The organism is Methylomonas koyamae (assembly GCF_006483455.1).
GTDB lineage: Bacteria > Pseudomonadota > Gammaproteobacteria > Methylococcales > Methylomonadaceae > Methylomonas > Methylomonas koyamae_B.
Genome location: NZ_PPPU01000017.1, coordinates 82,414 through 94,013, shown reverse-complemented (window position 1 = coordinate 94,013; position 11,600 = coordinate 82,414). Strand labels below are relative to the sequence as shown.

The following is an 11,600-nucleotide window of genomic DNA, read 5'->3' as shown; positions in this document are numbered from 1 at the left end:
GTGCCATAGCATAGGCGCGAGTAATATCCGAGTCTGTTATCCGAATGCGGACTCGCGCACATGAGCATTTTGACTTGGAACGATCAGTTACTCGTCGGCCTGGACAGCGTCGACCGCCAACATCAGAAGCTGGTGGAGTTGATCAACAAACTGGACGAACTGGTGGCGGTGGGCGGCGATAGCGATGTTTTAGTCGCCACGGTCGGCGATCTGGCGGATTACACGGCCTATCATTTCCGCCATGAAGAAGAACTGATGGCGGCCGCCAATTTCAACCCGGAGCTGTTTGCCAAACACAGCGAGGAGCATCGCGAGTTCGTCGACAAAATCCGGAGTGTACAGCTCGACGCGGAGCGCGACCGGTCGGCGATTTCCGGGGATTTGTTGGACTTTTTGGTCGATTGGCTCTGCCATCATATTTTGAAGACCGACAAACTGATGGGTATCAGTTTGAGCAAAGGCGTCGATGCCGCCCGGATCGAAATCGACCGCCACGAACATCTCGGCGTGCTGCACAGTAATCTTTATTCGGCGCTGCGGGAGAGCGAGGAGCGCTTCAAGGATTTGGCCGATAATTTGCCGGCCCTGATTTGGATTACCAACGCCAAACACATGCCGATATTTTGCAACCGGTTCTGGTTCAAAACCTTCGGTTTGCACAGCGGCAGGCTGGAGAAACAGCAATGGATGAAAGTGATCCACCCCGACGATCGGGAGCAGGTCATGGCGGCGTACAGCAAGGCGGCCGGCGAAAAAACCAAGCTCAAGATCGAATACCGTTTGCTGGGTGATGGCGGCAAAGTGAGCTGGATTCTGGAGACTACCGCCCCCCGTGTGCGCCGTAACGGCGAGTTTGCCGGTTTGATGGGGTGCGGTATGGATATCACCCTGCGCAAAAAAGCCGAAGCCGCGCTGGCCAAACTCAACCACCAACTGGAGGAGCAAGTCGCCGAGCGGACCCTGGAACTGACTGTCGCCAACCAAACCCTGGAACAGGATAAGAACCGGCTGATCCAACTCAACCTGCAATTGCAGGAAGCGCAGTCGCATTTGGTCCAAGCCGAAAAAATGGCATCGATAGGCCAATTGGCAGCCGGCGTCGCGCACGAAATCAACAATCCGCTCGGCTATATTTATTCCAACCTGAATACGTTGAAAAATTACATCGACGAGTTGGCGTCTGCGGCCACTCTGGCCGAGCGCTTGGCCGGCAATCTGCCCGAGAACCATCCGGTCGCTGCCGAATTTCGCGCCTTTAAAAGCCGGGTCGATCTGGATTTCATCAAAACCGATGCCGGCGATTTGGTTAAAGAATCGTTGGAGGGCGCGACCCGCGCTAAAAACATCGTCCAGGATTTACGCGATTTCTCCCGGATCGACCGGCAGAATCAGGCCATATTCGACTTGGAGGCCGGTTTGGACGCCACCTTGAATATCGTCAACAACGAACTGAAATACAAAGCGGCCGTGGTTAAAGATTACGGCGGGGTCAAACCGTTTCTCTGTGTCGGCGCTCAGCTTAACCAAGTGTTTATGAATCTGCTGGTCAACGCCGCTCAGGCCATTGCGGATTTCGGCAAAATCACCATTCGCACCGGTTATCGCGATGCCGATTGGGTGTTCGTCGAAATCGCCGATACCGGCAGCGGCATGAGCGACGAAGTCAAAGCCAAAATCTTCGATCCGTTTTTTACCACCAAGCCGGTCGGGAAAGGTACCGGTCTCGGCTTATCGCTGTCCTATAAAATTATCAAAGACCACCAGGGCGAAATCCAGGTCGATTCGGTTCAGGGCCAAGGCACGGTTTTCCGGATTTTCCTGCCGCTACAACCCGCCACCTTAGCGCCTAAATTGCCATGAACGAGACAAGCCCAGCTACAGCCGCGCAACTATTGTTCGTCGACGACGAGCCGAATGTGCTGAAAGCCTTGAAGCGGTTGTTCCGCTCGGCGGAATACAGCGTGCACTTGGCCGAAAGCGGTGCTGCCGGCCTGGAGATTCTGCAGTCGCAGTCGATCGATTTGATCATTTCCGATATGCGCATGCCGCAAATGGACGGCGCCGAATTTTTGAGCCGGGCCGCCGCAAGCTATCCGGACACGCTGCGGATTCTGCTGACCGGTTATGCCGATATCGAATCGACCATCGCTGCGGTCAACAACGGCAGGATTTATAGCTATTGCAGCAAGCCGTGGGAAGACAACGAACTGAAAATCCTGGTGAACAACGCATTGGAGCAAAAGCGCTTGCGCGAGGAGCGCCTGCGCCTGTTCGCGATCGTCGAACGCCAAAACCGCGAGTTGAAGGATCTAAATGCCAGCCTGGAGGAAAAAGTCGAGAAGCGGACCGAGCAGCTGAAGAAATCGCTGCAGGTGATCGAACAGGCCAACGAATCGTTGAAACGGCAATACCACGAGTCGGTTAAAGCGTTTGCCAAGATCATCGAAATGCGCCCCGGCATCAAGAGCGGCCATGCCAAATACATCGCCGAACACGCCAAAGACGTTGCCCAGCGCCTGGGCATGCCGCCGGCAGAGGTCAGAAACGTGGTGTTTGCCGGGCTACTGCTGCAAATCGGCAAAATGAGCTTGCCGGATAGTCTGCTGACGCTGTCGCATTTTGCGATGAACAGCCAGCAGCGCAAACGCTATTTGAACCATGCTCTGGAAGGCTCTCATTTGTTGGCCGGCATTGAGCCGTTGCAGCAGGCGGCGGAACTGGTCAGTCACCAGTACGAATATTACGACGGTTCAGGATATCCGGCCGGTCTGTCCGGCGCGGCGATACCGCTAGGCAGCCGGATTCTGACGGTGATTCGCGAATACATCTCGATGCTTGACGGCACTATCACCGGCAGCACAATGAGCACCGACCAAGTCAAACAGCGCTTGCAATCGAAAAAAGGCAGCCATTACGATCCGCAGGTGGTCGACGCTTTTCTGGCGCTATTGGACGAAACCAGTACTCACGACGAGCGGCCGGTCATCGAAATTTCCTGGACCCAATTGCAAGCCGGCATGGAAGCGGCCGAAGTGCTCTGCAACGACGTGCTGTATCTGAAAGACCAAATCCTGACCGAGAAACATGTCGAAGACATCCTCGGTCTGCGCAAGCACGGTAAGAATCTGGTGTTGCGGGTTAGGCTGGGGCAGGGCGGCTAGCGCTGAATCCGGCAGTGATCACTCCAGATCGGTGTCGTCCAGGATAATCGAACCGTCCGCGGCCCAGTTGACTTTGGTAATCCCCGGTTCCTCGGCTTCCAGCGCGCGAATCAGCGCATCCTTCTCGTCCAACAGTTTTTGCTGAGCCCGCACCTGGTCCGCCAGCGCGCGGTTCTCCAGTTGCATGCGTTTGTGCGCCAAGCCGCTCTCAACCACATGGACGATTTCCACATTGCTCCAAGGCTTGTTGATGAAACGGAACACTTCCGCTTCGTTGATGGCATGTTGCGCACCTTCCAGATCGGCAAAACCGGTCAGGACCACCCTAACGGCGTCCGGCTGCAGACGTTTGAACAAAATCAGGAAATCGATGCCGTTGACGCCGGGCATCCGGTAATCGGAAATCACCAGATCGAAATGCTGCTGCCGCGCAATCTGCAACGCTTCATAGGCAGTTTCGGCGGTGACCGTGTCGTAGGCCTTGAGTAAGCGCACCAAGGCTTTAAGGACGTTGGCTTCGTCGTCGACGATCAAAATCTTAGCGGGACTCGTATTCATAGCGGGCTGCCATCGGAAAGCTGTCTCAATGGCGATAGTCTGGCACGGAACGGGCGCCGCGCAAGTTTCTGGACCGCAAACTGCGGCGCAGCCTGAAAGTTTTATGCCAGTCTGCTGTGGGTCGGCTTCGCCGGAATCTCGGCATGAATGACCAGGCAATCGTAGCCGGGCGGCACGGTGTCGCGCATGCGCCAACTCGGCTACTTTCGGTGACCGATCTTGATTTGAATCGTTAACCTGTTTGGGATGACCAGGGGGCGCGGCAACCGATTTGCCGCCTCGGGTTGGGCACAGCGTCGAGGCGAGCGACACCTGGCAAAGCCCGGTCGGGTAAACCTTGGCCAGACCGGGCCGAATCAGGGGGATGTGCGGCGAAGTGCGCTTATCGATTCCCCGGCCGACAGCGCCTGGTGCGCAATCCACCCAGCAGAGCGCTGCCGAATAGCCACGCGGAAGCCGGCAGCGGGACCGGGTTGATCGGGCCGGAGTCTCCGGGACGGCTGATCATGGTGCGGGTGGAGGAGGTTGCCGCGAATGTGCCGGAGACCAAATGCTCGCCGTCGCCGGAAATGACAAAGATGAAGCTGCCGTTGCGGTCTTGCGGTACCGCATCGTAGGTATTGGTCGACACAAAGACGGTCTTGTTGGCTCCCGCGCCGTCCGTATCGCTATAGCTGGCATAAATATTGGTGGTCGCGTTCGCCCAGTTGTAAATATCGCCTTCGCCGCCGCCGCTGACCGATTGCTGCCAGTCCAGCGTCAATATAGCCAATCCGTTGCCGTTCAATTCGAAACTGCCGTCGTTACCGGCGCTCGCGGAGCCGTTGGTAAAGTTGTCGGTTGCGCTTTGCGAATGGCTTTCGAGCAAGCCGGCAGTTCGGGTGGTGCGGCTTTGCGAGAGCGTGGTGACGGTATCGGTCGTGAGCTGGCTGGAAAAATCCGCGGCCGAAAAATTTTGTTTCGGGTAATCGTCGCTAGGCGGATCGGTCCACGCAAACGCCCAGGACGTGACGGCACCGTTTTGGGCGGTCCAGCGAAACTCCGGCGCGTTGCTGCCGTCGGACAAGTCGATCAACTGAATGTTGAAGCTGCTCCAGTCTATCGTGGAACTGGCGACGACCGCGGCATGCGCGCCATGAGGGGTCGCGGCAAGACTCAGAGACAATAGCGTCGCAATGATGGGGATACTGAAAAATTTCATAGTGTTGTTCCTTGGAATAAGGATGGGGGTGAACCTCTGGCAAACGGCCGTCCGAGCCGATGAGTTGGTGTTAAGCATTGGCTGAGCCGTCGAGCACCGACGAGCCCGGCGATTTGCGCTTAACGGCGCTTAGCGAAGCCATTAAAGCGCTGCCAAACAACCATGCCGATGCAGGCACCGGTACCGAACTGATAACCGTAGTGCGAGCGGATGCCGTGGCTGAAAAATTACCGGTTACCAAACCCAGGCCGTCGCCGGAGACGGTAAAACGAAACGTCCCGGTTTTGCTTCCCGTGCCATCGTATTCATTGATAGTGGCGTACTTGCTACCACCGCCATTGGTAGCGTTTGAGCTGTTGTAGTTGTCGGACAGATAAGACCCGTTCAGATTGATGATAGCCTCGCCGCCGGACGAGGGATTAATCGTATCCACGCCGCTGATGTCGACTTTCCAATCCAGCGAGATCATTGCGACACCTTTGCCGCGCATTTCGAAGTCACCTTGGATGTAGGCGGAACTTTGCGCGCTATTGCCGCCGATTGCTTCGCTGCGAGACTGGGCTTGCAGATACGTGGCGGTGCGCTCGGCTTGACTCCTGGCCTTAGCGCTATCGCTGGCGGAGGTTAAGTGGGTGGCGAAATCCGTAGCGGATTGGTCGTCGTAACGGATGTCCGCAGGTTCGGTGAAGGCGCTGGTATTGACGCCGCTGGCTTGCGAGACCCAATTGAATCGAGGCGTATCGATTCCGCCGGATAAATCGATAAGCTGGACATCGAGGGTATCCCAATAGATTGTGGCCTTGGCAACGACCGCCGCGCGGGCCGTTTGCGGGCCGCTACTTACAGCCAGCAGGCAAAGCGCCAATACAGGCTTAACAGAAGAAAATTTCATACGAGGTGTCCTGATGGAAATGGTTGAGTATGGGGAGGCTGGCTTTCGCGATTCAAGCAGCGTTCGGAGGCAAGGGTTGGCGGCGGGAGATGCCGAACAGAGTCAACAACGTCGGTAAGAACAACCAAACGGCGCCCGGGACCGGCACCAGCGCGCCGGGATTTTGATCGAGTCGGGGGTTCAACGAAAAATGCCCAACGACGCGAGTGTCGCCTTCTAATTGAAAGAAAATCCGCGAATACATTGAGTCGCCGAATTTGAAATCGGCATCGATGCTCAACAGGCCGTTATCGGGGTTTACGCCGATAACCGGGTCGATCAGCTCGAAAAAAGTCCCGGCCGCGGGGCCTGCGTTATTGCCGATGTACCAACTTTCGGTTTCACTGCGACGCTCCAGCGTCAGGCCCCGCATCCATAGCACGCCGGAAGGCGAGTTGAAGTCGCTATGCAGCCGTAACGAACCGCCGAGGGCAATGGTGCCGGTACCGGTGGCCAGGTCGAAGTCGCTGGGGCGATACCCTGCCGCCCAACCGGCGTCCAGGCCATCCGCCAGCGAATCGACCGCCAAGGCCCAGCCGCCGGAGGGTTGGGCTGCTGGGACTTGCTGGGCCGGATCCAGTACTCGCCATTCGGCAACTGCCGCCGGATTGGAGGTGCCGTTGGCAATTGCGGCATCGGTAGCCTGCCACCAGGGTTGCAACGGCGCCGGGGCGCTCTTGTCGACAAATAACTGCGGATAGGCCCAGCGCCGCCCGGCGATGTCGGCGGTCGGGATGCGTTGTCCGCCATAGAGTTCGCGATAAGCCATATTTTTAAAGCTCTCCAGCGGTTTCAGCGTCGCCCAGACTGCTTGGTCATAACTTAGATAGGCGGTCCCGCCGAGATCGCCATTCAAAGCATGGGCGTTGAAAGTTGTGGTCAACGCCGCCAAGGCGCTGAGAGAAACCAGCCAAGCCCGGTTTCGCGGTCGCGTACATGCAAAAATCGTAGTCATAGTGCTAACTCTTGAAGAGGTTATAAAGGAACGGAACGTGAACTTTGCTAAAGGCCTAGGCAGGTAGCTGAAAAATTTATGCATTAGCTATGCCGTTAGGTAATGGCGCGCTCAAGGTCGATATGGTCTGTTTTATATGTATGATTTTTAATTATTTTTATGTTTATTTGTGTGTTTTTACTGATAAAAGGCAAGGTCGTATCCTGGGTTGCGATCGGCTGTTGTTGTGGGATTTGACTGAGAATGAGCGATATGACTTAGTTTGCCGAAATAGTGCCGGCCAAGGCTTGGGGAAAATCCTTCTAGGTCGGGTTAGGCTTATTGGAGCGGCCGCTGGTGAAGGGGGGGCGAGTTTGCCGGAACGACAAGCGCGGCAGGGGGGGCGAGCGCTGCAGTTGGCGGCAGAACCGCGCGATATGAGGGCTCGATAATCCGGCTTGCAGCGGGTATTGCGGTCGGCGGATCAGTTCGAGAGGCCGCCGCGGCTGATATCGCGCAGTATTTGCAAACACGGGCGATTGGCGGCCAGATCCAGCGCGCTGAAATCGTCCTCGGTGGTCAAGCGCCAATTGGCGCCGGCAGCCAACAGTTGGGCGACTATGCGCTGTTTGCCGGCGGATGCGGCATAAATCAGCGCGGTCGAACCGCTGGGATTCTGGTAGTCGATGTCGATGCCGGCTTGTAGCAGTAGCTCGACGCACTCGGCGGATTCTGCAAAACATGCGGCCCACAGGGCATTGTTGCCGTAGGCGTCGCATACGCCGAGATCTGCGCCGAGATCGCGGATTAGATGTATCAACATGTCGCCGCGGCCTTCACGCGCCGCGATGATCAGGGCATGTTCGCCGCGGCCGTTGACCGTTACCTCGGAAAATGGGGCGAAGCCGCGCTGTTCCAGCCATTGTTCGAATGGAGTCACTTTTACTACCTCGCGGTTCAGATTAACGACGGTCGATGTAGCAGCGATAGGTGGCCGCTGCCTGCGGCGATCAGGCCATCCAGCAACTCCTGGCGGGCGGCGGTGCCCTTGCCTCGTAAATAGGACAGTTCGGCGCCGGTCAGCAAGGTGATTGCAATCAAGCTGATTTGGCCGCCGGGCAAGATGGCGGTGCCGGTGGGAACCTGACTCAACAGCGCGCCGATCCGGCCGCGGCCGTCTTTGATGTGGTCGATATTGAATTCCAGCGACAACGGTTCGCCGGCCACCAGTTTTTCGCAAAGTACCGGATGACCGGCCAGGGTATGGCTGACTTCGGCCGTCAGCGGGAAAAGCCAACTGTCCGCCAAGGCGTTGAGCGGTTTGTCGTTGCCTATGCCGGAGTCGGGGCTTTCGACGAAGACTTCCAAGCCCAGGCCAGTTTCCGGTCGGTAGCGTTCCACCCACGGGTCGGACAGACCGTCGGAAATCACGCAGGCGTTGGCGCCATGCCGCGCTGCCAGCCAGGCGGCGCCGGCCGGCCATTCCGGGCCGTCGCTCATCGGTCCCATCAACGAGGTCAACGACGCCAAGTCCGACTCGAACAGCCGGCCCAGTGCGGCGTGTCTGGCTTCGCTGGCCAAGCGTAGCCGGTCGGCGTAAGTCAAACCAACCAGAAATTCAGCGCTCATTGGATGTCTGCCGTTCGGGTTGACTGGCAATGCGTTCTTTGGCGATTTCACTGACTTCCGGGTCCGGGTCTGCCGTCAATTGGGTGAGCAGGTCGTCTTCGGCGCGCAACGCCACTTCGTAACGGACGGTCCAATCCGGGTCGCGGCTGAGCAAGGCCAAGTCCTCGATTTCCATACGTTGGGCGACGATACGACGGATGTTGGTTTCCTTGTCTTCGGCCATCAGACCCAGGCTGACGCTGGGGATGCGTTCGGCGACGATGCGTCGCACTTCGGTGTCCGGGTCGGCCACCAAGCGGAACAGGCGGCCTTTGGGCAAGCGTTTGGCTACGTACACCCGCACCAGATAGTCCGGATCGTCGGCCATCAATTCCAATTGAGTTTCCGGCAGCCGGTCGGCGACCGTGACCCGCACTTCGCGGTCACTATCCTGGCGCAACTCCAGTAGCCAGTCCAAAGGTACCCGGTAGGCCAGTACCCGGCGGACCGCCTCGTCCGGGTCGTTCAATAACGGCCGCAACATATTGGTCGGCAGATAACGGGCGGCAATGGCGCGGCGTTCCCAGAAGTCGTCGGTAATATATTGGCCGGCCAGGCCGGGGTGCCGTTTCAGAAAGCGGTCGATTTGGCGGCCGCTGTGGGCGCGGATGCAGATGTCGCCGGGTTTGCAGCCGCCGTCAGCCAGTAAGGTGTCCCGGTATTCGCAACGGCTGCAGTCGGCCAGGGGCGTTAAATCCGGGTCTTGCGCTTCGGTACTGTACATCGCCATCGTTACGCCGCTTCGGCCATGACCGGCAATAATTGCGGTGTAATTTGCGCCAGCCAGAGCCGCAGCCGGTCGTCGGTCAAATGGGCTTGGGTGCGCTGGTCCAGTACCAGCCCGACGAACTCGCCGTCGATGATGGAGTCGGAATGCTCGAAACGGTAACCTTCGGTGCTCCAGTGGCCGACGATGTCGGCGCCGTAGCCGTAAAATACCCGGTACAGTTGAATCAAGGAACTGGCGAAGCGGGAGGCGTAGCGTTCCTGATGACCCAGGCCGAACAGGGCCACGCGTTTGCCGGTAAAGCCGTGACCGTCCAGATTGTCGACGAATTCATGCCAGCTGCGTTCCTGGCAGCCGGCAGCGAGGCCGGGTAAATCACCGATGCCGTAACTGGGCGTGCCGAGGATCAGCGCGTCGTATTTGAGCAAGTCCTCGGGGCTGGCGCGGTTGATGTTTTTCGGTTTGTCCGCCAGTTCTTCGCCTAACAGGCTGTATATCTTTTTAGCGACCAGCCGGGTGCTGCCGGTGTCGGTGCCGAAAAAAATGCCGATTTTGCTCATAGATCACCTGTAATGGAATGTGCCGAACCCGGCTTTGCTGCCGTTTGTGAAACTGCAGCAAATATCGGTCCAGGTGGCTTGATAGGTTTGGTTTTGATGTTTTCCTTTTTATATCAATGGGATGGGTTTTGTGGTTTGGCAGGACTGGTCGAAACGGTGCGGTTAAGGCGACAATTGCCCTGAAAATGGGCCGATTCGCGACATTGTTGCTATAGTTGCGGCGTTAGTTGGATGCCGGTTTGGCCCCGGCAATAAATGGAAATCGTCAGGAAGGTTTAGTTATGGCAATTCTGCGCTGCAACCATTGCGGCTATCTCAGAGAAGTTTCTCAGGAACACGTGGGTAAGACAGTGAAATGCCCGGTGTGCGAACATGCGGCGGTTATTTACGAGAGCGTCGAATTCATCAAGAAATTAATCGATAAGTACGGCGCCTTATTGGCGAAATACCGGGAATTGGAGGCGGCGCAGAATATACCGCCTGCGGCGGAAGCTCAGAAATATTTGCCTAAAGACGAAGAGCTGGATTTGCATAACACTGCGGTAATGACCAACAGCATGCAGTACAAGCCGGTGATCCAATGGTTCGAACGCAAGCATATCCAGGTCGAAGTCGATCACGATGCGCTTGATACCCAAGGGTTTTTCGATGAGATTGCGGTGGAGCTGGGCGACAATTTTCCGGTTTTACAGCAGGTGCTGGACAAGATACGCAAGGCTCAACGTAATAGTTATACCTCGGTGGTGTTGAATTTAAGCAACCACAGCCAGAACGATATTAAAACCATTACCGGGTTTTGCCGAAACCTGTACGAATTTTCGTTTTTGGCCAAATATTTTTATAACAAGAATGAAAAGCGGGCGTATTTAACCTTGCAGACCGTTCCGGCAATCGCCGGTTTTTTTACCGGCGAATGGTTGGAATGGTACGCTTTTATGAAATTGCTTAAATATTGTTACGAAAGCAAAGGCCTATTTTCCTGTCTGCGCAGTTTCAATATTCAATTTGCCAATGAAGATAAATATGAAGTGGACATATTTTTTCTAATTAATAGCCGGATTCCGCTGTTCATAGAGTGCAAATCCGGCGAGTTTCGGCCCTTCATCGATAAATATGTCAGGATGCGGCGTCGGCTGGAGATTGCCAAGGAAAACTTCCTGTTGCTGGTGTTGGGCGTTAGCGACGAGCAGGCGCAAGGCTTGACTAAGATGTATGAGATCACGTTCGTTAACGAAACCGGATTTATCAGACATATTAGCGGTTTGTTGGACGGGTAATATATTCCGCTTTATATTTGTGGTATTAAGGTTTTTCGATTTTGCCGATATTTGCAAAATTCATGATAGTATGAGAGGGCTTGAACAAGCAGCCGGATTAAAATATACAGTCATAATATTGTAATTTTAGTGTGGTAATTAGAAACACCTTAAATACCAATTGATTAGGAATCTTATGAATATCGTTAAAAAAACCTTGGCTTCATTTTTGGTGATTGCCGCTGCGTTGGTTTCCACATCCGCCAATGCGAATAGCGCCGGCGACGCTAAAGTGCGTGCCGCTGCCGAAGGCACCGTAGCCAAAGTCGAGGAAGCGGTCGGTTTGTTGGACAAGGGCGCCGACAAAGCCGAAGTGTTGAAAGCGCTGGGCGAAGTGCGCCAGTTGCAAAAAGAATTCCGTTACGAGCAAACCGAGCGTTTGCGCCAAAAAGCCGGTGACAAATTGAAAGTCGCCCGCGACGAAATCGAAAAAGGCGACGCTAACGGTTCCGCATCGTTGAAAGCTACCCTGGAACTGTATAAAGAAATGTTGAAAATCTACCTGGCCGCCCACTAAGCTGCCAGCCGCTTTGCCGCCGGGCTT

At 55.9% G+C, this 11,600-nt stretch carries 12 protein-coding genes; 4 read left to right on the top strand and 8 right to left on the bottom strand.

Translation table 11 applies throughout. From position 1 onward, the window contains the following. The first annotated feature begins 60 nt into the window (after nt 1-60). Together C2U68_RS10845 and C2U68_RS10840 are read left to right on the top strand one after the other, a co-directional pair. Nucleotides 61-1,860 carry a bacteriohemerythrin gene (locus tag C2U68_RS10845; protein ID WP_140912506.1) on the top strand — a complete coding sequence of 600 codons (1,800 nt, stop codon included), beginning with the start codon at nt 61-63 and terminating at the stop codon, nt 1,858-1,860. Beyond that, on the top strand, nt 1,857-3,161 hold the full coding sequence (locus C2U68_RS10840; protein WP_140912505.1) for an HD domain-containing phosphohydrolase: 1,305 nt from the start codon (nt 1,857-1,859) through the stop codon (nt 3,159-3,161). The genes C2U68_RS10845 and C2U68_RS10840 overlap by 4 nt, the downstream gene beginning before the upstream one ends. Nucleotides 3,162-3,179: 18 nt before the next feature. Here C2U68_RS10840 and C2U68_RS10835 read toward each other — a convergent pair whose 3' ends face one another. From C2U68_RS10835 to C2U68_RS10800, 8 genes are all read right to left on the bottom strand, one after another. After that, the gene (locus C2U68_RS10835; protein ID WP_140912504.1) at nt 3,180-3,719 is read right to left on the bottom strand and encodes a response regulator; all 540 of its coding nucleotides are present in this window, start codon (nt 3,717-3,719) and stop codon (nt 3,180-3,182) included. Nucleotides 3,720-4,101: 382 nt separating this feature from the next. Continuing rightward, a complete protein-coding gene (locus C2U68_RS10830; protein WP_140912503.1) occupies nt 4,102-4,920 on the bottom strand; it encodes a VPLPA-CTERM sorting domain-containing protein in 819 nt (272 codons plus the stop codon). A gap of 70 nt (nt 4,921-4,990) precedes the next feature. Continuing rightward, the gene (locus tag C2U68_RS10825) at nt 4,991-5,812 is read right to left on the bottom strand and encodes a hypothetical protein (protein ID WP_140912502.1); all 822 of its coding nucleotides are present in this window, start codon (nt 5,810-5,812) and stop codon (nt 4,991-4,993) included. A 52-nt stretch (nt 5,813-5,864) separates the two neighbouring features. Further along, nucleotides 5,865-6,806 (bottom strand): hypothetical protein, encoded by a 942-nt coding sequence (locus C2U68_RS10820; RefSeq protein ID WP_140912501.1) that lies wholly within the window; start codon nt 6,804-6,806, stop codon nt 5,865-5,867. Between the two features lie 463 nt (nt 6,807-7,269). Beyond that, a complete protein-coding gene (locus C2U68_RS10815) occupies nt 7,270-7,725 on the bottom strand; it encodes an ankyrin repeat domain-containing protein (protein ID WP_140912500.1) in 456 nt (151 codons plus the stop codon). A gap of 17 nt (nt 7,726-7,742) precedes the next feature. Next, nucleotides 7,743-8,414, bottom strand: coding sequence for a hypothetical protein (locus tag C2U68_RS10810; RefSeq protein WP_140912499.1), 672 nt, complete (start codon nt 8,412-8,414; stop codon nt 7,743-7,745). Next, nucleotides 8,404-9,183 (bottom strand): 4Fe4S-binding leucine-rich repeat protein, encoded by a 780-nt coding sequence (locus C2U68_RS10805; protein ID WP_260839309.1) that lies wholly within the window; start codon nt 9,181-9,183, stop codon nt 8,404-8,406. The genes C2U68_RS10810 and C2U68_RS10805 overlap by 11 nt, the downstream gene beginning before the upstream one ends. Before the next feature lie 2 nt (nt 9,184-9,185). Next, complete coding sequence (locus C2U68_RS10800) at nt 9,186-9,740, bottom strand: flavodoxin (protein ID WP_140912498.1); 555 nt, start codon at nt 9,738-9,740, stop codon at nt 9,186-9,188. 281 nt (nt 9,741-10,021) lie between these two features. On the opposite strand from C2U68_RS10800, the gene C2U68_RS10795 reads away from it, so the two are divergent. Both C2U68_RS10795 and C2U68_RS10790 read left to right on the top strand, forming a co-directional pair. After that, nucleotides 10,022-11,017 carry a hypothetical protein gene (locus C2U68_RS10795; RefSeq protein WP_140912497.1) on the top strand — a complete coding sequence of 332 codons (996 nt, stop codon included), beginning with the start codon at nt 10,022-10,024 and terminating at the stop codon, nt 11,015-11,017. Between the two features lie 175 nt (nt 11,018-11,192). Further along, on the top strand, nt 11,193-11,573 hold the full coding sequence (locus C2U68_RS10790) for a hypothetical protein (RefSeq protein ID WP_140912496.1): 381 nt from the start codon (nt 11,193-11,195) through the stop codon (nt 11,571-11,573). Nucleotides 11,574-11,600 lie beyond the last annotated feature (27 nt).

Coding starts and splice junctions, on each gene's coding strand:
- C2U68_RS10825 (WP_140912502.1), bottom strand. CDS start 5,812: ATGAAATTTTCTTCTGTTAAGCCTGTATTGGCGCTTTGCCTGCTGGCT.
- C2U68_RS10830 (WP_140912503.1), bottom strand. CDS start 4,920: ATGAAATTTTTCAGTATCCCCATCATTGCGACGCTATTGTCTCTGAGT.
- C2U68_RS10840 (WP_140912505.1), top strand. CDS start 1,857: ATGAACGAGACAAGCCCAGCTACAGCCGCGCAACTATTGTTCGTCGAC.
- C2U68_RS10810 (WP_140912499.1), bottom strand. CDS start 8,414: ATGAGCGCTGAATTTCTGGTTGGTTTGACTTACGCCGACCGGCTACGC.
- C2U68_RS10795 (WP_140912497.1), top strand. CDS start 10,022: ATGGCAATTCTGCGCTGCAACCATTGCGGCTATCTCAGAGAAGTTTCT.
- C2U68_RS10805 (WP_260839309.1), bottom strand. CDS start 9,183: ATGGCGATGTACAGTACCGAAGCGCAAGACCCGGATTTAACGCCCCTG.
- C2U68_RS10845 (WP_140912506.1), top strand. CDS start 61: ATGAGCATTTTGACTTGGAACGATCAGTTACTCGTCGGCCTGGACAGC.
- C2U68_RS10800 (WP_140912498.1), bottom strand. CDS start 9,740: ATGAGCAAAATCGGCATTTTTTTCGGCACCGACACCGGCAGCACCCGG.
- C2U68_RS10790 (WP_140912496.1), top strand. CDS start 11,193: ATGAATATCGTTAAAAAAACCTTGGCTTCATTTTTGGTGATTGCCGCT.
- C2U68_RS10820 (WP_140912501.1), bottom strand. CDS start 6,806: ATGACTACGATTTTTGCATGTACGCGACCGCGAAACCGGGCTTGGCTG.
- C2U68_RS10835 (WP_140912504.1), bottom strand. CDS start 3,719: ATGAATACGAGTCCCGCTAAGATTTTGATCGTCGACGACGAAGCCAAC.